Origin of the sequence: Nostoc sp. DedSLP03 (assembly GCF_034530815.1) — a bacterium.
GTDB lineage: Bacteria > Cyanobacteriota > Cyanobacteriia > Cyanobacteriales > Nostocaceae > Nostoc.
In genome coordinates this window covers 182,014-205,040 of sequence record NZ_JAVRCK010000002.1, presented here as the reverse complement: position 1 = coordinate 205,040, position 23,027 = coordinate 182,014, and the positions used below count along the sequence as shown (strand labels likewise).

16 protein-coding genes and 1 pseudogene are annotated in these 23,027 nt (G+C 42.4%); 3 read left to right on the top strand and 14 right to left on the bottom strand.

Translation table 11 applies throughout. From position 1 onward, the window contains the following. Window positions 1-35: 35 nt before the first annotated feature. Both gntD and RM368_RS01910 read left to right on the top strand, forming a co-directional pair. Entirely contained in the window at window positions 36-1,079 is a 1,044-nt protein-coding gene (gntD, locus tag RM368_RS01915; RefSeq protein WP_322692471.1) for a guanitoxin biosynthesis L-enduracididine beta-hydroxylase GntD, read from the top strand. After that, on the top strand, window positions 1,042-2,538 hold the full coding sequence (locus tag RM368_RS01910; protein ID WP_322692470.1) for an MFS transporter: 1,497 nt from the start codon (window positions 1,042-1,044) through the stop codon (window positions 2,536-2,538). The genes gntD and RM368_RS01910 overlap by 38 nt, the downstream gene beginning before the upstream one ends. A 445-nt stretch (window positions 2,539-2,983) precedes the next feature. On the opposite strand, the pseudogene RM368_RS01905 reads toward RM368_RS01910, so the two are convergent. The 14 genes and pseudogenes from RM368_RS01905 to RM368_RS01840 all read right to left on the bottom strand — a co-directional run. Beyond that, window positions 2,984-3,196, bottom strand: a pseudogene (locus RM368_RS01905) (ISNCY family transposase); the annotation flags it as partial. 233 nt (window positions 3,197-3,429) lie between these two features. Further along, the gene (locus tag RM368_RS01900; protein ID WP_322692469.1) at window positions 3,430-8,862 is read right to left on the bottom strand and encodes a phytase; all 5,433 of its coding nucleotides are present in this window, start codon (window positions 8,860-8,862) and stop codon (window positions 3,430-3,432) included. Window positions 8,863-9,372: 510 nt separating this feature from the next. Further along, window positions 9,373-10,155 carry a COP23 domain-containing protein gene (locus RM368_RS01895; RefSeq protein WP_322692468.1) on the bottom strand — a complete coding sequence of 261 codons (783 nt, stop codon included), beginning with the start codon at window positions 10,153-10,155 and terminating at the stop codon, window positions 9,373-9,375. A 235-nt stretch (window positions 10,156-10,390) separates the two neighbouring features. After that, on the bottom strand, window positions 10,391-11,137 hold the full coding sequence (locus RM368_RS01890; RefSeq protein ID WP_322692467.1) for a Uma2 family endonuclease: 747 nt from the start codon (window positions 11,135-11,137) through the stop codon (window positions 10,391-10,393). Window positions 11,138-11,336: 199 nt separating this feature from the next. After that, window positions 11,337-11,507: a photosystem II assembly protein Psb34 gene (gene psb34, locus RM368_RS01885; RefSeq protein WP_322673543.1), complete on the bottom strand. Its 171-nt coding sequence runs from the start codon at window positions 11,505-11,507 to the stop codon at window positions 11,337-11,339. A 232-nt stretch (window positions 11,508-11,739) separates the two neighbouring features. Further along, complete coding sequence (psb34, locus tag RM368_RS01880) at window positions 11,740-11,910, bottom strand: photosystem II assembly protein Psb34 (RefSeq protein ID WP_322692466.1); 171 nt, start codon at window positions 11,908-11,910, stop codon at window positions 11,740-11,742. Between the two features lie 578 nt (window positions 11,911-12,488). Then, complete coding sequence (locus RM368_RS01875) at window positions 12,489-14,117, bottom strand: mucoidy inhibitor MuiA family protein (protein WP_322692495.1); 1,629 nt, start codon at window positions 14,115-14,117, stop codon at window positions 12,489-12,491. A gap of 121 nt (window positions 14,118-14,238) precedes the next feature. Beyond that, window positions 14,239-15,180, bottom strand: a complete 942-nt coding sequence (locus RM368_RS01870; protein ID WP_322692465.1) for a LysR family transcriptional regulator — start codon at window positions 15,178-15,180, stop codon at window positions 14,239-14,241. A gap of 245 nt (window positions 15,181-15,425) precedes the next feature. Then, window positions 15,426-16,226, bottom strand: coding sequence for a BMC domain-containing protein (locus RM368_RS01865; protein WP_322692464.1), 801 nt, complete (start codon window positions 16,224-16,226; stop codon window positions 15,426-15,428). 57 nt (window positions 16,227-16,283) lie between these two features. Beyond that, entirely contained in the window at window positions 16,284-17,054 is a 771-nt protein-coding gene (locus RM368_RS01860; protein ID WP_322692463.1) for a transferase, read from the bottom strand. A 186-nt stretch (window positions 17,055-17,240) separates the two neighbouring features. After that, window positions 17,241-19,268 (bottom strand): ribulose bisphosphate carboxylase small subunit, encoded by a 2,028-nt coding sequence (locus RM368_RS01855; protein WP_322692462.1) that lies wholly within the window; start codon window positions 19,266-19,268, stop codon window positions 17,241-17,243. Between the two features lie 174 nt (window positions 19,269-19,442). Further along, a complete protein-coding gene (locus RM368_RS01850; protein ID WP_322673550.1) occupies window positions 19,443-19,742 on the bottom strand; it encodes a EutN/CcmL family microcompartment protein in 300 nt (99 codons plus the stop codon). Between the two features lie 6 nt (window positions 19,743-19,748). Next, window positions 19,749-20,093, bottom strand: coding sequence for a carbon dioxide-concentrating mechanism protein CcmK (locus tag RM368_RS01845; protein ID WP_010995041.1), 345 nt, complete (start codon window positions 20,091-20,093; stop codon window positions 19,749-19,751). Window positions 20,094-20,185: 92 nt separating this feature from the next. Continuing rightward, a complete protein-coding gene (locus RM368_RS01840) occupies window positions 20,186-20,494 on the bottom strand; it encodes a carbon dioxide-concentrating mechanism protein CcmK (RefSeq protein ID WP_012410633.1) in 309 nt (102 codons plus the stop codon). A gap of 658 nt (window positions 20,495-21,152) precedes the next feature. Here RM368_RS01840 and RM368_RS01835 point away from each other — a divergent pair. Beyond that, window positions 21,153-23,009: an NAD(P)H-quinone oxidoreductase subunit F gene (locus RM368_RS01835; RefSeq protein WP_322692461.1), complete on the top strand. Its 1,857-nt coding sequence runs from the start codon at window positions 21,153-21,155 to the stop codon at window positions 23,007-23,009. Window positions 23,010-23,027: the final 18 nt, after the last annotated feature.

The window sequence follows — 23,027 nt, the reverse complement described above, 5'->3', positions numbered from 1 at the left end:
AAAAGAAACAGCAGGAAAATTAATAGGTAAAAATCATGGAAAAAATTGTTTTGTGCGATAGCGAAATTAACGAGATTAATTCACTTATAAAAAGTGTTGTTTTTCAATATTCTTCAGTTGAAAATAACGACTTTCTTAAAGATGCATTAATCATTGCTCACGAGCTTCCTAAAAGGATCCGTACATTTATTAACGATTTCAGACTATTAGAACCAGCATCAGGTGTGTGTCTAATTTCTGGCTACCCGATCTCAGACCAAAAAATTGGTAAGACACCATCTCATTGGCAGTGTAGACCAAAAATTTCACCTGCTTTAGAAGAAGAAATCATTTTTATGCTATTTGGCTCGTTACTAGGCGAAGTTATTGGTTGGTCTACTCAGCAAGCTGGACATATCGTTCATGATGTTATTCCTATTAAAGGTCACGAACACGAACAACTCGGTAGTAGTAGCGAAGAACTACTCTGGTGGCATAACGAAGATGCCTTTCATACTTTCCGAGGCGATTATTTAGGAATGATGTGCCTGCGAAATCAAGAAAAAGCGGTTACTACTGTTGCTCCCGTAGATACAAGTCAACTAGAGCCTCAAGACATAGAAATTTTATTTGAGCCACGCTTCACAATTCGTCCAGATGAATCACATTTGGTAAAAAATCAAGCCGATTCACACAAAGATCGCAATAAAAACGATAATTTGCTCAATTCTGCTTATCATAAGATCGATAAGATAAATAATGAACCAGAAAAAATTTCTGTGTTTTATGGCGATCCTAAATGCCCATATTTTCGTCTCGATCCTTACTTCATGGATATAGATAAACTAGAAGAAAAAGACAATAAAGCATTTAAAACATTGAATAAATTAATGAAATCGATTGAGAGTAACTTAACCGATGTTGTTCTACAGCCTGGAGATTTCTGCTTTATTGATAATTACAAAGCAGTACATGGAAGAAAACCGTACACAACTATGTATGATGGTCAGCATCGTTGGCTCAAGAGAATAATTATTACAGGAGATTTAAGGAAATCAAGAAGTGCGAGATGTACATGCACATCTCGAATCATTAACTAACTCTCTTTTATCACTCTGGTATCAGGACTTACGCAATGACCTGACGGGGAATGGCACTAAGATAAGCAAAAACGCTTATGACTCAAGCAGTAAGTGGCGCAGATCGGTGCGAAGGTATCACCAGTGGCAAGATAGGCTGAAAGTGTTTCATAGCAAACAACATCCAAAAAATATAGGAATGCAAATTTTTACTCTCATCTGCTTCGGACAGATGATTTCCCTGATCGGCTCTGGGTTAACTAACTTTGCCTTGGGTGTATGGGTATACCAGCAAACTGGTTCGGTAACGCAGTTCAGCCTCATCTCCCTATTTATAAGCTTGCCGATGATTCTGATTTCCCCTATAGCTGGCACAATGGTAGACCAATTTCCACGCCGTTGGATGATGGTATTTAGTGACTTGGGAGCAGGTATTGCTACAGGGGTGATTGCGTTTTTGTTCGCTGCTGACAACTTGACATTTTGGCATATATGTGCATATGTTACCATCAGTTCCTGCTTCAGCGCCTTTCAATTGCCTGCTTACATGAGTGCCGCTACCCTCCTCGTACCAGAGCAAGACCTTGCTCGTGCCAACGGTTTGTTGCAAGTAGCAGAAGGTGTAGGTTCGTTGGTCGGACCGATGCTAGGAGGTGTGCTGCTGCTGATTATTGGCATCAATGGCATTATCTTTATTGATTTTGCCACCTTTATTTTTGCTCTAAGTATTCTTTTATTAGTTCCGTTCCCAAAACAGTACATCGATCGACATCGTGCCGAAAAAACTCCTTGGTTCAAAGAAGCATCCTACGGCTTGGTATATCTAGTTAAAAGAAGAGGACTGTTTGCGCTGCTACTTTTCTTCGCCATTAACAATTTCCTCGTCGGAATTGTGCAGATGCTATTTACGCCCTTAGTATTGTCCTTTGCCTCAGCTACGGACTTAGGTACAATTTTGACTATTGGCGGTGTGGGAATGCTGGTAAGCAGCGTTCTCATCATTACAATGAAAATGCCACCATACTTAATTATAAGTATATTTGCCTTTAAGCTATTGGGTGGAATTAGCATTATGTATGCCGGGTTATACAAATCTGTCCCCCTGTTAGCGCTGATAGCCTTCTTCTTCTTCTTTGGTCTGCCAATCATTAAAAGTTCAACCCAAATTATTTTCCAAAAGAAAGTACCTTTTAATGTTCAAGGTAGGGTCTTTGCAACAATAGGGGCGATTTCCAGCGCATCGCAGCCTCTTGCTTACACAGTTGCAGGACCACTAGCAGATAAAATTTTCGAGCCATTAGTGACTCCTAACGGGCTTTTAGCAGGAAGTATTGGCAAAATTATTGGTGTCGGTCAAGGACGTGGTATCGGTTTGATGTTTATTCTGATGGGAATACTAACTGTATTGGCGACGATTATCGCCTATCAGTATAAACCGTTGAGACTATTAGAAAAGCAACTGCCTGATGCTCTAGCTTAGGATACCATAATGTCGGAAAAATTCTTGATTTTTAAGAGCGATCGCTGCATAAACGATTTAGATAAATACCCACTAAGTACAGCCGACCATAAAAAAGGGTCGGAAATCATGCCGCTTTCGCATCTACGATTTTAGTATATTGTTGGAATTAACACTTTCACACTTGGCAAGAATTTTTGTAGTTGATTTTTGACTCCAATTAAAAGGGTGTGCGATGACATTCCACTCATTAATGGGAGCAACGCGATTTTGTGATGTTGGACTTTAAAGGAGCGATCGCTAAATTAGTTTATTACGTACACATGAAGATTTAGTACACGTAAAGCAGGAATATTACTTAAGTTAGTTGCTAAAGCTATCCCTCTCCTAAGAAACAGTATTTGCTTGGGGCTGAGGAGAGGGATAGAATAATTGACTTTGACTGAGATAAAATTCGGCTAATAACCTTGGCTGCTTCCTTTAAATAGTGAAAATGGCATAGACCATGAGCAATTCCCGGTAATGCCACTTCAACGGCTTTGCGAATTGACTGTTGTCCGTCACTGATTACCCCATCAATCTCTACATCAAGAGTATTTTTTACCTCTAATAGCAAGGCGGCTAAATCCTCATTCCTTGACGATAATAAAGTTTTTGCCAGCAAAATTTCTCCTGATAAACTTTATACTCCTCATCTTCTCTGTGTTCCCTAGTTTACTTGAATATCTGAGCCTCTCTAACAAACTTTGCGGTTCTAGAAAAAAATTGAGTAATTACGCCAAAGGTGAATGCGTCTACGCATCCGTAGGCTGCGGGAGAACTTTATAAATAAGGGTTTTTGCAATCATTGAGTACAGCTTCATTAACTTTTGCTGTGTAATGAAGCTGTAACAATCATACTAGGCGAACAAATTAACCTACAACACTGCTAGAGAAAACAAAGTCATTTGCTGTGAGCTTAGTTGATGTAATTCCTAGCAATGAAACTAACTCGGTATTTCCGATTTTCACGATAGTATCACTACCCTGTTGCAATATTGTCAGGGTATTAAACTGAGTAACACCAATACCGCCCAGCCCGATTTTATCAATGCCAACTGTAAAATCAGTGACAATGTTCTTGCTAGTTGGCAGAGTGGCGTTAGCAATCCAGAACTGGTCAGTACCAGCACCACCACTCAGGCTATTACTACCTCCTTGACCAGCAAATAGCACATCATCACCATCGCCACCAAACAGGGAATCATTGACATTAGAGAAAAGTTTGTCATCTCCAGAACCACCGTAGAGACGGTTATTGCTACCGTTACTGGTGAGGGTGTCGTTACCTGAGCCACCGAATAATGATTGACGAGAACCTTCAATTACTGTGAGATTATCATCACCTGCCGCCCCAAACAAATTATTACTACCATTGGCTTCCACCACAGTAATAACATCATCACCACTGCCACCATCGACACTGGTATTTTGAGCCGAGCCATTTTGACCGATAAATATGCGATCGCTACCATCTTCCCCGAAAACTGAAGAGTTATTCCCTGCAAGCACTGTGTCATCTCCGTTTCCAGCTAGGATTGTGTTACCTTCAGCACCTTCTACAAAGTCTGCTCCATCACCTGCATTAAAGAATTGTCTTGGCTCAAGATTGACAGTATCGCTATTGCTAGAACCAAAACCGTTCGGGAAAGTAGGCTCTACACCTGTTAGGTTATTGGGTAATTCGAGAATACCCAGTTTTTCAGCAGCCGTATTACCTGTAATATTGAAATCGTTGTCGTTAATCAAGGCTAGAGTATTGGGTGCTACCAATGCTAGACCTTCTAATTTTTCCACCCCGGTGTAACCCAATTGAGCAGCATTAGCAATCAAACTCTTGCTGACAGGGGTAATCTTGGCAGCAGCTAACTCTGTAGAGGTCAGTTGTTCAATAGTTTTACCAACTGGCAAGGTAAAGTTAGCAGGGTTGTTGATGTTAGTCGCCCCAGCTAAATCAATTTGGTAAATTAGTTTATTGCCAGCAGATGTACCATTATCATCTCGTTCAACTACTGCAAATTTGCCGTTACCCAAAGAAACTGCATCGCCAATCTTATCGGTTCCTGGTAGACCTTCTAGGTGATATAAATACTCTCCTGTTACCTGCTTGGTGGCAATATCAAACTCCAGAATTCGCAGGTTGAGAGAAGCTTTGGAAGTCGCATCATTGGCGACATCTGGATCATCGATCGCACTCTGAATAAAGGCATATAATTTGTTACCTTCTAAAGCGACAGCTTCAAATCCTCGGTTATTGCGGCGTTGGGCATAAACTGCTGGCAATACCTCAGTGCCAAAAGTTCCAGGCGATCGATCTGGGTTGGTTGCTGTGGCAGTTCCTTGAGGAATAAAGCGGTCAATCAGTTTACCATTAGTGTCAAAGTGGTAAATTGCCGGACGGTACTCATCCACCAACCAGTAATCTCCATTTTCTGCAACGACAATGCCTTCTAAGTCAGCACCCAAAGGATCGTTAGGTAGAACATTGTTGTTTAAGTCAACGGCAATTTCATCTGTGTAGGCTAAACCGTTTCCTACAGCTTGCAAGTTAGGCAATCCCGTTAATGGGGTCGTTCCATCTTGGCGGAATAGTTCTGTTCTGTTGGTAATCTTGATTTCGCCTGTGGTGCGGTTAAGTTCAAAACTGACTATTTCTGGTTGGAAGTCGGGTAATAAAAATGGTCTTTTGACACCATCAGGTTCTCCATTGGGGCCACGATCTGTGTTGGTAACAAATTTCAGGTTGCCATTTGCCGCAAACCCTTGGAAATACAACCCAGAAAAACCACCCAAGAAAATATCTTGATTTTTAGAGGTTGTTCCTAACTTGGGTAGGTTTTCAAATTCATAGATAGTCAGCTTGGGTTGGGCAACAGGATTGCGAGGATCGTAACTAGTGGTATCGATATTTAGAGAATTGGGGAAGGCATTGGCAATATTTTCCCAAGGCACCAGTTTAAAGTTAGAGCTGATGTTTTCTTCTTCACCTTCATCGTTAACTATTTTGGCAGGTTCATTAGAGCCATCTTGAGTGACAAATAAACCAAATGGGAAGTTAGGCCCCAGTGGCACATTTATTACATCAGCCCCATCTGACTCTTGCACGCTGTCAATTGACCCATTGTTACCAATGGCAAAGTTACCCACGTATTCGTTGTTACCTTCACGTGTGTAGGCAACAAAGGTGCTATCGCCTTGGCTGGATGCTAATAAGTAGCCTGTGCCGTTTTTGCCGTAATAAATAGTCAACCCTTCGGCATCATCGGTAAGGTGAGAGCCACCCTCAAAACGGACGCGATCGATCGGCTTGCCTGTTGTGCCACCGTCCGGTTCTGCCTGGAATTTCCAGATGCCCACATCTTCTTGGGCGATGTAGAGAAAGCCGGTTTCTTGGTCAACCACCATACCCTCTGTTTGGGGAGAACGCCCTTCTGTGGTAGGCGAAGGGATGGTAAACTCCCGCACCAGTTCTGCGCCAATTTTGCCATTCCCTTTGTCAATCAATTTGAACTGAGCTATATCTCCAGTTTCTCGCCGACTGGTAAAGACATAGTAATCATTAGTTATGGGGCTACGGTATAAGGTAACTCCGTAAGAACTGCGAGTTGATGCAGAATAAGGAGGTTCAAAAGGTGATGCTTGGAAGATAGTACCAATATTGCGATCAGTGATATCTTCCAAGTATTCTCCGGGGGTGGTGGGATTGGGATTAATTTTGAAGATTGCTAGTTTATCATTTTGGCGATCGCTAGCTACGGCAATATCAATAGATTGATTGCCTAATTTAAAACCGTATTGCAGGTCAATGTTATTGTAGCGAATGCCACCAGGATTAACTGTTTGCAACAAATTACCAGACAAGTCATAAACCCGCAGTCCAGCATTTTTGACTGAGGTTAATACTAGACTATCGGAAGCATTTGTGGCGTTCACATAGATAGCAGGATCGTCAGCATCAGCACGTCGATCTACTGGTAGGGTTTCATCGTCTAATAAATCGGGACGAGTTTCTAATCTGGGTGCAGCAGTGGGAACTAAGTCTGCATTCAAAGTGAGGATTTGGGTAAATTGGCTTTGGTTGAAGTTGTTATCACTTACCAGCACAATCGACTGGCTACCATCTGCTAGTTTGGGGCCAAAGGTAATACCTTCGATGTTATCTGTACCGTTAGGCAGGTTTAAGTCATTTAAATTCAACAGCAGACGTTTTTGAGCGGGTTTGATAGCCGCTAGTTGTTCAGTACTCAAATTCTTGAGAGAATCGTAGAAGCTAATGTCAGTTGCACCTTGCAAAGAAATTTCGTAGATTTTGATCGTGTTACCTACACCTTGGGCAAAGGAACGTTCTAACGCTAGTAGTGTGCCACGATTATCTATTGCTAGTAAATCTGTCAAACCATTGTCAGCTGAACCTGTGCTAGGGTTGGGTGGTTCGGGAATTGCATCGGTAATATAAAGGTATTCTTTTTCTGGTTGTCCACTAACCAGATTGTATTGCAGAATTCGGGAAGGGCTGCCACTAGTGAGTGAAGCTTTTAATCCATCTTGGGACAGTGCGTTTTCGGTGGCGGTGAATAGAGTTTTCTGGTCGGGTGTAATGGTAAGGCTTTCAAAGGCTAAGTTATTGTAAACACCTGATGTCTGCGTATCGCCGGCATTGATAACACCATTGCCGTTGGTGTCTTCTACCACTGGTAGAAATTTGCGGGGAACAAATAGCGAAGCTACTTCTTGCCCTGTAGTCAAGGAAAATTCTTTAATGAAGGGATTGGTAACGCGACCAGCAGCAGGGTTTACTTCGCCTTCGGAAGAGATAAAGACTGTACCATTGTTGGTTAAAGCAATGCCTTCTGGGTCAAGGCTATTGAGTGCAAAGAATTTGCCACTGGTATCTTTTAGGGGTGTGACATTGGTAAAAGTCACCCTGGAATCAGAAGCAGTGAAGGTATAAAAGCGGGCAGGGGCAACTTGGGAGCGATCGTCTGAGATTGCATAGTAGCGGTTGTTAGCTGCATCGTAGGTGACACCAGATAGTCCTCCTAATGGAGTTGGTGTTCCGTTCACAGTTCCCGCCGCACCAGTAGGAATAAAGCCTGTAGTAAAAGTACTCTGCCCGACAAATCTTACATTGGGAATGGTTTTACCTGGTTCGGCTGCTCCTGTTTGCACATCTGCGAACACCAAGCGATGGTCAGAACTGGGGAAGGGAAAAGTACCTACCAAAGGAAACGTTGAATCAGTATTTAGAGGCCAAAATACTCCTGAGTTGTCAATTGTCAGGTTAGCGGAAGGTAGCACATAGTCAGTCCGCAGGTTTCCGGGAGTCGTATCGGCAAAGTCTGCGGTGTCAAAGCTAGGATTACCCTTTTGGCTAGCGTTTGCACCAGCTTGTAAGTCTGCTTGTTGGCGCGCACCCAGACTCGTAGGGATGACATTAGTATTGATATTGGGATTTTGCAACAGTTGACGAACAGCGTTGTCAAAACTATCACCATCTAACGGATCTGCATTTTGATCGCCCACAATCACAAAGCTCGACCCAGCAGCAATCCCACCAGTTTTACCTTCATCATCGTAAATGTAATTACCATTACCAGGGGTAATATAGTCTGCCCAAAAACGGATCTCGTCGTGGTTGCGCTTACCGTTGCGGTCTTCCACGCCATCAAAGGTTGGCGGTGTGGGGTGGCTGGCGAGGACATGAATTATCTCACCGTTTACTTGGATGGGTATATCCCAGTGACTTTTAGAAGAAAGGCGTAGAACTGCCAATTCCTCCTGAGAATACCAATCATTTGGCTGTGGTGTTGTCGGATCGTCAGGAAGCAAAGCATTAGGCATATCCTTCCAGAGAAAATTTTGAAAGGTGCGAATGTTGGCAGTGTCAATGGGATATTTGGACAACAGCAACATCCCGTATTGACCAGGGAAATTCCCGAATCCGAAAGCATCATCGCCATATCCTGATTCGCCTGGGGTTGTAACTGCTGTGCCATTGTTGTTCAAGTCAAAACCAGAGGCAATACCCGTATTGGAAGGAGCGATGTAAAAGTAGGGGTAGTCAACGGGTGTTGTACCATTCTGGCTAACGGCTAGGTAATTTTGCCGGAATAGTTGAACTGCCTCCGGGGAGTAGTCAAACTCGTTAATTAGCAACACATCCGGGTTATTACGCTGGATAATTTCTGCAACAGCTTTTGCTTGAGCGTTGTCAGGGGTAGACAAATCGCTGACTAACTGACCTTTGGCATTACGATTCAAAGAAGCGTTGAATTGAGAAAAGCGAATTGTATTAGTAGTTACCATGTTTAATTCTGAGATAGATTCTAGACATGAGACTGCTTTGAAAATCGGGAATAAGGAACCGCAGAGGCGCAGAGTACACAGAGAAATCGGAGTTGGATTAAATCTGCGTTAAATAAAGACGAAACGAGTAACAGCTACTTATTTTGTATTGTTTGAAAATTGCCTGAAAAGCTGATGTTCAGTAATAATTTGCAAACATAATCAAGTCACATTGACAATCGCAATATCACCCTTTCAGAAAAACTATTTTTAGTCAAAAAAGCTACTATTTTTACTAGTATTAATCCATATTCAGCAACCTCAAGTTATCTCAGCAACGTTAAGAAACTGCTAGCAAAAGGTTAAAAGAATAAATAATATACAGCTGGATTTAGATACCCGACATTTTTAATAAGTCCGAGGGACAGCAATTTTATGTGCATAAAAAAAGGCGGACAAGATGTCCGCCCCACGATAAGTAGTTGGATATTTTTTATTTGAAAGTCATTTTGTATTAAAAACCACTCTTGCTTACCGGAATTTACCAGGGTTGAGACGAACACCGTTGGGTTGAGACTGACGACGAATTGCAACTCCACTGCGCAAATTGTTTCCAGTACCACCATCTTGACGATCGAGGAAAGGTTTCAGATTAATCCCACTTCTAGATGAGCTAATCCGATTATTGCCACCGCCTAGAAGTGTGCGTCCTAAATTATATAATTCGTTGCCTCCACTACTGCGATCGCCATAAGTATTAACGGCAATAGTTTGTTGTCCACTGTCAGCAGTAGTCAAGTTTTGGAAAATGCTATTGCGGATAACGTAGGGATCTTTGCCACGCGGGACTGTTAACACAATTCTACAAGTTGGGTTAGCTTCTGTTGTGACACAGACAATATTTTCGTTATTTTCTACGGCTGTCTGGAGTTCTTGTAAACCATCTGGGCGATAAAGTTCCAAACGACTGGCAATTGCTGTACAACGCCTTTGTGCGTCCCAACCACCACCTAAAGCCGCAGGTGCTGCCCAAGCAAAGAATTGTCCTGGTTGACTTTGTGGCTGGTACATGACAGTATACTGTCCATTATAAGTCTGACAGGTAAACCGAGTTGTACCATCAGCAGAGGGTGAAGGTGGTACACCTGTCGATGTGTCTATTGGGACTGGTGCTGATGTGCCACCTGATGGTACTGTTGGTACTACTACACCATCGCCATTAGAATCATATTGCGCCATTGCTGCCGAATTGCCCAGACACAAAGATAAGCCAAGACTGCCCAAAGATATCAACCGCAGCATTTGTGATGACATAAATCATCCTCCAGGAGAAATAAGTAGGGAATTGATAGTTTAAGTGACGAATAATTCTGGCTTTTGATTCAGCAAAAACCTATTTTTTTCCTCTCGTGCCTTTTTCCCAGCGATTAGCTTTTTCAGCTGTACTTGAATTTCTGTATGATGCCCACTCCTTGATAAGCGCAACGGTTGTAGCACTTATTTGCTTAAACTGAGTCACTCAAATACTTGAAAATTTTATTTGTATATGCTAAGGCAAATTATTTGGATCGATACCTTGAGATTGTAGATAGGCAATTAGCCGTTCTTTTCGCTGGCGTTCCTGTTCGGCACGTTGGCGTTCCTGTTCAATTTGTTCCACTGCCCAAAGTAACAAATTACCTGCCTCATCCCACCAGCGCAACCAGTAACCAGTTCTGGCTTCTTTTGTTCCTTGCCAAGTTCCTAGAAATAAACCTATTGAATCAATCCAATGACGACCATTTTCATCAGGTTGCTTTAACTCGTAGCGCCTGTTTTCGAGTTGGTAAAATTCTAATAAACCACCATTTGGATCAAAAATTATGTAAATTGGGACTTGAAGAATCTGCTCGTAAAAAAACCATTTTCCTGGTGGATAGGTTCGTTTAAAAGAGTATTCTCCACCCTCCGTGTCAGATAGAAATTCCATCACAATTGCCGGAATATCTCCATCTAAATTAGGTGTATAGCTTTTGCGTTCTCCTAAAACCTGATTTACCGATGGCACATAAACCCAGTCGGGTGCTTTAGCTATAAATTGCCCGTTTATTGTCGCACAAAGTCCAAAATTTGAAGCTATTAACATCTGCGGTTGAATGAAACCACTTATCTCAAGGCTTTCGCGCAAAGCACCAGCTAATAGTGGCTGACCTGTATTTTCCACTGGTTCATCCTCTAGGTGAAAATCTGCGGGCAATGCTTCCCAAGATACTACTAGTTCTGTTGAAGATTTAGCGTCACCGAGTTGGGTTGCCATAAACACCCCCTTTTATTGATTTGTCTTTATTTTATGGCTGACCAGTGGTTTGTTGCTGACGGGGCGATAAAAAAAGCTAGGATGCAGATAAAATCGCACTGATTCTCAACAAACACAAAAAACCCCAGCTAATTTAGCCGAGGTAAAGTCGAGAAGTGAGATTGACGATGAGATACAGCGATACTGAAATCAAAAAATCTTAGCTAACGCTAAAACCAACCAAAACTAAAGCGGTGACGATTAAAGTTGCAAAAAGACCCTGTAAAACGTATTTACGTTGTTCCCAAATTGCTGGGTACTCAGAGTAGTACATCTTGGGTTCTGCTGCGTAGTTGTTGAGAATGCCGTCTTCGTTGGTGGTGGTGTACATAGCTTTTTCTTTTCTTTGTTTTGTTATCTTATGTAACTAAATATAACAATTTCGTTACAAATCGTCAATATGACTTGACAAAAAAAGACTGATAGTAGATATAAAAATGACTTATCAGCACACCATTAGCGTTTGGGATACGTAAAACACAAAAAACCCCGGCGAAACTAACCGAGGTGACAGAGAGAAGTATGAATGACAATGAGATACAGCGATATTGAAATCAAAAATCTTAGCTAACGCTAAAACCAACCAAAACTAAAGAGGTGACGATTAAAGTTGCAAAAAGACCCTGTAAAACGTATTTACGTTGTTCCCAAATTGCTGGGTACTCAGAGTAGTACATCTTGGGTTCTGCTGCGTAGTTGTTGAGAATGCCGTCTTCGTTAGTGGTGGTATACATGGTTTTTCTTTTTTTTGTTTTGTTATCTTATGTAACTAAATATAACAATTTCGTTACAAATCGTCAACAAGGCTTGACAAAAAAAAGACTGATGGTAATGATAAAGCAAACTTATCTGCGATCGCAGATACTGGCGAAACGATTCTAGGCAATGAAAGCAGCTTGTATAAGCTAATCAGCATTAAAGTTGCTCCCATCAGGGCGGGCAAGATGCCATTAGTGTCAACTTCAGGTTAAAACCAGTCTAGAAAAAGCTTTTAGTAGATTATCTCCTTCCCAGTCTCCGACTGGGAATACCCCTGATTGAGGCTCCGCCTCCCTTTCCTCGCGGCAGAATAGCATTTCCAGCCAGAGGCTGAAAACGAGATTTGAAAAGGGTTTTGGCTAAAGTTGACACCAATGGTAAGATGCCCACCCTACTAAAATTAGAGAATTTACGTCTGATGTGAATTAGAAACACCGCTTATTCTATAAGGGTTTCTAGATTCACTCAAAATCATAGTTTTGGGATTACCTATGAAATTACAAGGGTTTCAAAGCTTAATTCACATTAGGCGTAATTTATTTTTTAATATTCCCTAAATTTCTAACCCAACTACCATTAAGTCGGGCGGATGTTCAACATTAAACTGGTAATATATCTCTCGTCGCTCTTGGGCTGGAAGAGTTAACAGCCATTCTAAAATCCCCATTTCACCGAGTTGAATTTGTGGATTGCTGCGACTGAGACGTACTTTAATTTGCTCGTTGCGGCTAACTGGCAATTGTTCAGTTAATTTTAGATTTACTTCTTTCTCTAGTAAGTTAGTAACAATCAACCGATAACTATAAGTAATCCGGCGCTGGTTGCTAATTAATCTTTTATCTACCAGGCGTTCAACTAAATCGCGTTCAATTTTTAAACCTTCGTCAATTCCTAAGTTCAGTTTGAATTCTTGCCCTGGTGCAATATTTTCTAACCCAGTAGTACCGACAAAAACGTTATCGCGGAAAATATTCGCTTTGCCTGGTAACAAAGTTGCACCGTTGGGACTATTTTTCACATTCGCTTGCAGATAAGCAAAACTTACCAAGCGCGGCATTGCTACATAATCGAAGCTACAAGGATAATCATCGTTGAAAATCGTAGTCTTATGAGGTGCGCCATCGCTGGGAATATTACCACCGCCACTCAATTTAAAGGTGACTACACTCCCTTCTTTGGATACTTCTGCTGTAACGGTTTCTGCTGGGATGAGACTATCTTCTGTAACTTCATCTTGTTCTTGCCAATCTGCTCTGGCAGCAGAAGCAGGTGGTTCTGGTATGCTAGGTAGCAGTGGTGGCTGGGCAGTAAATCGTTGTCGTATTCTTCGAGGAAGTGGGCTATCAATATACCAGGGTTCAAGTTTGGGTGGAAGCGTACCTAACCCCGGTTTAGCGGTAGAAAGGGTGAGATTTGCACCAATCCAATCTTCACCAGTGCTTTGAGTGATTTCTGCAAGGTAACTCAGATGTACAATCTCGCTAGTAGTGCTAAAGCGCAAGTCATAAAGCGGATTCCAACTAGCGCGATTTACTATGTAGGATATCTCTAATTCAAATTCGCCTTCACCCGCGACTTCAACTGCTACAACTAAGCTAAAACTCTCTTTAGGATGGGGCGTTTGGATTATTTGCAATGAGGTGTGGAGTGCTTGCAGTTGTTTGTCTAATTCCTGCTGTTGAGTTTTGCACTCTCCAGATGCGATCGCATATTCACTATACTGGCTTCCAAGAAAGTTGAGGAAATCCAAAGTTTCGCTGAGGCTGAGATTTTTCCGAGACAAACTTTGTGCAAAGGGTTCTTCTGTTTTTTCGCGTAAGCCAGCGATAAAACTAGATTGCAATGCCAAAGCGTCTACTTGGGCTTGCAAGTGGCGTTTTTCTGCTTCTAATTGCTGAATTTGCCTTGTCAAATGTGCTACTCGTTCTGCTACAGGTTCAGTAGTGTAGATGCGATCGCTACTAACTCCCATCAAGCGCACCCCTACCGTACCTGTACCGCTAACCCTAACAGACTCAGTTTCTAGAGTCATTGGCACTGGGGTAATTACTAATTCCTGTTCAATTCCTGTTAAATCAACTACACCTCGCCGTGTAACCAATGCTCTGTCAGAATACACTGTAACAGCTACAATCTCGCTTTGTACTGTTTTGCGCCAAGATGGTATTTCCGGGTTAACCACTGCCAGTTTTCCCCCATTTTTAATGATTCTGCTGGTCAATTGTCAATGTTTATCGGTCTAACAGTCAACCCCTTTAGAGAATTCGTAATTCACAATTACGAACTACGAATTACGAATTCTCTTATCCATGAATTGGTTCAAAAGTACTATAAGCAGTATCAGCTTTTTGTTTAACAATATTTTTTGCTGCTGCTAGTAGATACTCATAATAGGCACGAGCGACAATAGATAGCTGCTTGCCAGATGGGTAAACCATGTACCAATCCCGCTGAATGGGGAAGTGTTGCACATCTAAAATGCTGAACTCTGAAGCGTCTGATAGTAAGGTATGACGGGATAAAACAGAAATTCCTAAACCACCTGCTATCGCTTGTTTAATTGCTTCGTTACTTCCCAATTCTAGCTTGACTTTTACTACTACCCCTTCTTCTTCAAAGAGCTTTTGGACGGCGCGACGAGTTCCGGAACCTGGTTCCCGCATAATAAAAGGTTCGTTAGATAGGCGTTGTATAGGAATATTTTTTTCTTTGGATAAAGGATGATTAGTCGGTGCAAAAACTATCAAAGGATTTTCTAGAAATGGTTCACAAGTCACATCGATATTGTCTGGAATTTGACTCATAATATATAAGTCGTCCAAATTTTGACTCATCCGCTCTAAAATTTGTTCGTGATTTGTTACTTGCAGCGAGATATCAATCCCTGGATAAAGGTCGCAAAATGGCCCTAACAAACGTGGGATAAAATATTTTGCTGTTGTAATCACTGCCAAACGTAATTGTCCCTGTTTTAGCCCTTTTAAATCTGCTACCTTCATTTCATACTGGGCGATATTGTGAAAAATCTGCCGACAAGTAGCAAACAATTCCCGTCCTGCCTCTGTCAGATACAATCGCTTCCCCACTTGCTCAAATAATGGCAAACCTACTGATTTTGTGAGTTGCTTGATCTGCATAGAAACGGTAGGTTGGGTGAGAAACAATTCCTCAGCAGCACGAGTAAAGCTACTGTGCCGTGCCGCTGCCTCGAACACCTTTAACTGGTGCAGCGTCGCTTGGTTCAAGAGTGATTCTCCTATATATAGCGATTAATAGATATAAAACTAGTATTACTGAACACTGGCAAATGATATAGTTATGCTCACAGAAAGTTACGAGTTTTATCATAGATAAAACTCTATTACTTATATTAAAACAAAAGTATTTACTTATGGATTGAAAAAGCTATTATTCAGAATAGCTAAAGCGTAAGATGCCTTCTATCTAAACGATGAATGCTGAACGATGATTTGACAAAATTCATCTATCATCATTCATCATTCCATAATTCTTCTTGAACTTTTGTCGGTAGCTTGGTTAAGTCTGGTAATCTCAGTACCTCGATTTCTGCAACTTGTTCTTTAATATTCACTGGCAAGTTTAACGGTTCGCGTTCTTCTATCCAGCAGCTTGCTAATGGCAAAGTTAACTCCATTTCGTCCAGCGGTCGGGGAATTACCATCACTGCATTCAATTCCCCAATGCGTTCTGCTTCAAACATTCCCGCTTCCACTGCTACCGCCACATTTGCTACAGAACCACGAATAATTGCTGTACACAAACCCCCACCAATTTTTTCATAAGCTGCTAAATGAACATCAGCAGCTTTGAGCATGGCATCACATGCTCCTACCATCGCCGGAAATCCTCGCGTTTCTACCAAACCAATTGCTTGGTTACTCAGACGGCTGGAATTGCCCTCTTGCATTAATTTAGTGAAACGGGTTGTGATGGGAAGTACTATATCTAGGTTGGGATAAGGTCGGGGAATCACTAAACTAGAAACCAACTGACCAAACTGTTCAGCCGTTTGCACGCCAGATTCTACCGCCAGACGCACGTCAGCAATTCCACCCCGAACGATCGCAGTACAATGACCACTACCAATTTTTTCATACCCAACCAGGTGAACTCCCGCTGATTTCAGCATCATATCGGCCGTCCCAACGATTGCCGGAAAGCTACGGCAAGAAACCAAACCCAAAGCAGTATCCTGAAAGGTTTCTTGAATACTCGCTCCCTGGCTCGCTCCCTGGATAGTACGAATCGACCGTTGATTATATGTTTCCATGATGAATTCTCCAAAATACGGAAAAAGGCGACACCTTACAATTAACACTTACTCTGACTAATCGTCAGGGTTTGGGTCGTTCAAGGATTGTCTGTGAGGAAACAATGTAGTCAACAGTCTGCTTATGCTCCCTTGTCCATAAATTTGAGTCCCAAAACCATTAGGGGATTCTAAGGCAGACTGACTGGGATCTGAATGATGTTCTGTTGACTCTTGGGATTCCCTTAAGGTGGAGTCAGTATCATTGGTCGGTTCTTCCATAGGAGGAGACTGACTTTCGGGAGTGGCGGGAGATTTAAAATAAGAAATCGACTTGTTTTGTTTGAAATCTACAAAAGCCGAAGCTGAGAAGTTAGTTGAGGAAATTACCTTTTCCTGACCTCCACCTGAGCTATTTTCTTCTTCTTTCGGTGGTGTATTTGTAGTAGAAGTTGGGTTATTTGTAGATGCTTCTAGCTGTTTTGTTGGCTCAATCTGCCGACTGGTATCTCCTAAAATTGAACCAGGCGGTACTACTTGTTCGGGTGCAACCGAATAGTTAAAAACTGTAGTCGCTGAACCAATACAAGCATTTGCGCCAATTTTGCCTTTGCCAATCATCAAAAAACCGGCTCCCAGGTTTGCACCTGCTTCTACCTCTAGGGTGCCTTCATGGACTTGGAGAATTGCTCCCATACCAATACAGACCCCTGGCCCAATGACGATCTTGCTGTTTACAGCCGCTTGGAGGATCACCCCAGGTGCAAGTACCGCGCTTGGATGAATAGTCACCTCACCACTAATGTAAGTATCAAAGTTATTGCTGAGGCGCAGTAGCGGCACAGACATGGAAATTTTAACCTCGCAAGCCCTAAGAAGATAGGAGTTAAAAGTGAGGAGTTAGGAGTTAGTTAAAAGTGGGGGAGTTATAAATTTTAAGTTTGGAGTTATCAATTAACAATCTTTTTTAACTCCTAACTTCTAACTCCCAACTCTTGTACAGACGCGATTAATCGCGTCTCTACTCCTAACTCCTTAAGGTCGTTGAATAATCGTTTCTAATACACGACGCTTGGCTTTGGGGTCAACACCAATTAAGCGCACATATTCACCTTGGTATTCGCCGAGTTGTCTTTCTATGGCGGCGATCGCTTCTCTTTCTGAGGAGGCTTGAATTTGACCAGTACTAGTCCAAGAACCTGTACGGAACCGTCGTTGATCTACGTGTTCAATACTAATTTTTGAGCCGCTAGCCAATAATTGCCGGAGTTGGTCTACTACTTCACTATTCAAGCGGGTAGCAGTCGCTGTGGCTGTGGCTGTAGGAGTAGTATAGGGAGCACTGCTAGTATATGATTTCTGACTACCAGAGGAGGCTACTTGACCATTTGGACGTTGGATAATAGTCTCTAATACCCGTCGTTTGGCTTTGGGGTCAATACCAATTAAGCGTACATATTCCCCTTCGTATTCACCGAGGTGTGCTTCTATAGCTGCGATCGCTTCTCTTTCTGAGGAGGCTTGAATTTGACCGATACTAGTCCAGGAATTTATACGGAAGCGGCGCTCATCCACGTGTTCAAGGCTAATTTTAGACCCACCAGCCAATAAATGCCGAAGTTGGTCTACTACTTCAGAACTCAAACGGTTACTGCTAGCTGTTCCCCTATCATAGGATGCTGCACTACTGCTAGTACTAGTATATGATTTCTGACCACCAGAGGAAACTGCTTGACCATTTGGACGTTGGATAATGGCTTCTAGTACCCGCCGTTTCGCTTTGGTGTCAATGCCGATTAAACGTACATACTCGCCTTGATGACTTGCGATACATTCTTCCAAAGCGGAGATGACTTGATTTGTGGAAGTTGCTTCAATTGGCTTGCAACTAGTCCAGGAACCAGTGCGGAAACGCCGCTCATCTACGTGTTCCATGCCAATTTTGTAACCACCTGCCAAGAGTTGGCGAATTTGCTCTAGAGTTTCGCTACTGACTTTGCCACTGCTAGAACCGTTACTATTACCATTATCATAGCTGTTGCTGTAGCTTCTGTAACTGCTATTACCATGACTAGCTGGAGCTTTAAAGCTGCTAGCTGGTTTTGGATCGTCATCGGGACGTTGAATGATGGCCTCTAACACGCGCCGTCTATCTTTGTCAATGCCAAATAGTCGGACATACTCGCCGCTATGCTCTTGTAGACAGCCTTCTAAGGCTGAGATCGCTTCACCAAGCGATCTCGGTTCGATTGGTTGGCAACTAGTCCAAGAACCCGTGCGGAAACGTCTTTGGTCTACATGTTCCGTACCAATTTTATACCCTTGCCCCAATAGATACCGCAACTGATCTATTGTTTCTCCACCCAAGCTATTGCTCGACACTTCACTACTCCTTTCCAACTCTAAAACAGTAATACCATTACCTGTATAAGATTTAGCGTTCTCATCCCGAATGGGTGCTATACATTTAGTATCCGCAGCACAGAGATAACCAGCTCGTAATGCCTGATTAATTCCAACCACATGATGAGCAAATTCTTTATCTTGATCTTGCACATCTGGCAAGCGATCGGCTTGCTGCTGGCTGGTAATTATCGCTCCCGAAGGTACATACTTCCCAGAGGGAATCTCTACGTCTTGAATCAAAGCGTGCATCATTACGATGCAACCTGCACCCACCCTGGCATTAAATATCGTAGAGCGAAAGCCAATGAAGGAATTATCACCTACATAAGCTGGCCCGTGAATTAGAGCCATGTGGGTAATGCAAGCGTTTTTACCAATCCATACTGAGTATTTATTTTGGTCATCGCCAATTACTCGACCTTGCTCCAACCCATGAATGACAACACCATCTTGAATGTTGGTGTTTTCACCCAGATAAAAAGGTGTGCCTTCATCCGCTCTAATCGTAGTCCCCGGAGCAACGATTACATTTGCACCTATTCGTACATCCCCAATCAGATTGGAGAATGAATGTACAAAAGCAGTTTCATGGATTTTGGGTTCAGCTAAATTCCTTGACCACGGGGTTGGGGGTGCCGCCGTGCTGCGGACTGCCATCGCGAGATTCCTCCTCTATTATCATTTGTCAGTTGTCATTTGTCAGTTGTCATTTGTCGACAGCTAATGACTAATGACCCTTCGGGTTCGCAGTTGCTCATGGGGGAAACCCCCTTGGCGCTAGCCTCTCCCTTTGGGAGAAGACCGCACTGGCTCACCAATGAGCAATGACTATCAATATTGATCTTTTTTGCTGTAAATGAGGCGATCTTCAACGTAAATAGTATCTATGATCGCCACCACTGCTGCATCCAATGGACGCTGTTCGTTGCCAACAACTTGACGAGCGGCACTACCACGAGTGATGAGTACCCACTCATCTACTCCTGCTCCCACAATATCTGCTGCTACTTCATACTCTGGTAGGATATTGCCGTTTTCATCTACTAATTGTAACAACAGTAGTTTCACACCTCTAAGAGTTGGCTCTTTTTGGGTGCTAACTACTGTGCCGCGAACTTTGGCAATTTGCATTACAAATTACGGTCTTCTACCGAAAGGACGAATTGCATTTACATTTTCCCGGAACTGCTCTACATCTTCGGTATAACGAATTGGGAGAACGTATTCCAAGTTTTCGTGAGGACGAGCAATGATATGAGTAGACAACACTTGTCCGCCGTTGACCCGCTTTACAGATTCAACCCCAGCAGCTACGGAAGCCTGCACTTCCGAAACGTCACCCCGAACAATTACCGTTACCCGACCACTACCGATTTTTTCATAACCTACTAAAGTTACGCGAGCAGCTTTCACCATTGCATCAGCAGCTTCCACCACTGCTGGAAAGCCCAGCGTTTCAACCATTCCCACTGCAATTGACATTAGTTTTAATCCCTATTTCAAAGTTTTTAGTCTTGGACAAAAGTTATGCTCTTTTCAGGCAAAAAGCATTAATTTCTTTGTTTAAACAGCTTTTAAGTACGGAATTGTTCCACCGCTTCTGTGTAACGTATCGGCAAGACGTATTCCAGGTTTTCGTGAGGACGAGCAATGATGTGAGTGGATAACACTTCACCACCAAAGACTCTTTTTGCCGCTTCAACCCCAGCTGCTACGGAAGCTTGCACTTCCGATACATCTCCCCGAACTATCACGGTGACGCGAGCGCTACCAATTTTTTCATACCCTACTAAGGTGACACGGGCGGCTTTCACCATCGCATCAGCAGCTTCCACCACTGCTGGAAAGCCCTTCGTTTCAATCATTCCAACTGCAATTGGCATCGCAGAACTCCTACAAAATTAATGCAATCTGTACTGTCGTTTGAATTTTTTGACGGGGAGAGCCTGATCTTATAGCTAAGAAAACACTTCCAAATTAAGCATAGGAAAGCTTGGCGTTCCTGGCAATATAAATTACTATAATAGTTTATGATAAGAAAGTTTTAAAAAACTTAACAAAAAGTTATCTAGGCTTCTGAGCAATTAAAGTTTACAGATTCCTTGACCAGGCACTTATGCTTTATAATTTCTTTATCACATTTACAAAACGACATTCATAACCAGGGCTAATCCTATCCGATAAAAGGTAAGCAGCGGCTGTATGTTTTGCTGTATCTATCTTTTCTTAAATATTTCTAAGTGTACAATGACTAGGTGAAACATACATAAGTTTTTTAAATATATCGTATAAATTACTTTGGTTAAAGTAGAAATACAAATGTAAAAAGGTCAGTGATATTAAGGCAAGTAAATGCTTTTGCTTATGTAAAGTTATATTTTAAGTATATTTAATAGGGTATCGTTAAGTAAAAGTACTTCTGGAAGTTCAGTTAAAATAATAGTAAAAAAACATCGGTAATTTTGGTAAATTAATTTTATTAAATAAATAATTGGTTAGAAATTTTTTAAAATAAAGGCTGAGTCATTAAGGGAAATTTAAATGGAGCAATTTCTATTTTCAACAAGTTGGTTTGTGCCTTTGTATAGCTTATCAGGCGCAATTTTGACCTTGCCGTGGGGAATAGGAATAATTAAGCGAACAGGGCCAAGACCTGCGGCATACTTCAACTTGTTGACGACCGTTTTAGCTTTTGTCCATAGCCTATTTATATTTAAAAATGTCTGGGATAGAGAGCCAGAAAACTTAGTAGTCAATTGGTTCAAAGCAGCAGATTTAGACTTATCTTTTGCCTTGGAACTATCGCCAGTCAGTATTGGGGCAACAGTTTTAATTACAGGGTTAAGCTTACTGGCACAAGTTTACGCTCTGGGTTACATGGAAAAAGACTGGTCGTTAGCGCGTTTTTTTGCGCTGCTGGGATTCTTTGAAGCAGCGCTATGTGGTCTAGCGATTAGCGATTCTTTGTTTCTCAGCTATGCCCTTTTGGAAGTACTGACGCTTTCGACTTATTTGCTGGTGGGTTTCTGGTACGCTCAACCATTAGTAGTGACGGCGGCGCGGGATGCATTTTGGACTAAACGGGTAGGAGACTTGTTGCTGCTGATGGCTGTAGTGACACTTTCTACCTTAGCTGGGAGTTTGAACTTTTCAGATTTATATGAATGGGCACAAACCGCTAATTTAAGCCCAATGACATCGACACTGCTAGGGTTAGCACTAATTGCTGGGCCTGCTGGTAAATGTGCCCAATTTCCACTACACCTGTGGTTAGATGAAGCAATGGAAGGGCCCAATCCTGCCTCGGTAATGCGGAACTCTTTAGTCGTAGCTGGTGGTGCTTATCTGCTGTATAGATTTCAACCATTATTAGCGCTGTCGCCAGTTGCCTTGAATGCCTTGGTAATCATGGGTACAGTAACGGCGATTGGAGCGACATTAGTATCCATAGCTCAAATTGACATTAAGCGATCGCTATCTCATTCCACCAGTGCATACATGGGCTTAGTGTTTTTAGCAGTGGGGTTACAGCAAGGGGGTGTAGCCTTGATGTTGCTGTTAGCTCATGCGATCGCTAAAGCGTTATTATTTATGAGTTCTGGTTCAGTCATCTTAACTACCCAAAGCCAAGACTTAACAGAAATGGGCGGTTTGTGGTCGCGGATGCCAGCCACCACCACAGCCTTTGTAGTTGGTTCAGCCGGGATGGTGACACTGCTACCCTTGGGAAGCTTCTGGGCAATGCTATCATGGGCTGACGGTTTCGTGAATATTAGCCCTTGGGTAATTGGGGTTTTAATATTAGTCAATGGTTTGACAGCATTGAATTTGACAAGAGTATTTAGATTAGTCTTTTGGGGGAAACCGCAACAAAAGACTCGTCGCACCCCAGAAGTTGGTTGGCAGATGGCCTTCCCAATGGTGTTTCTCACAGTGCTGACTCTGCTTCTACCTTTAATGTTACAGCAATGGTACTTACTACCAGATTGGGAAAGTATTAATTGGTATGTGGCGTTAGCCTTGTTTGGGTCTACCGTAGTGGGGGTAGGTGTAGGGTGTACAGTTTACCTGCACAAAGCTTGGTCAAGATCCAGAATCTTGACGTGGAGATTTCTGCAAGACCTGTTAGGTTATGATTTTTATATTGACCGAGTTTATTATGTAACCGTGGTAAGTGTAGTAGGACTGCTATCTAAAATTTCTGCTTGGAGCGATCGCTACTTGGTTGACGGTTTAGTAAACTTGGTTGGGTTTGCGACCATTCTCGGCGGACAAACTTTAAAGTACAGCATTTCTGGGCAATCTCAGGGCTATATGTTGACCATCCTAGCAGTTGTCAGCGTCCTGGGTTTTTTCATCAGTTGGTCATTGGGTTTACTAGATAAATTGCCTTTTTAGAGAGACGCGATAAATCGC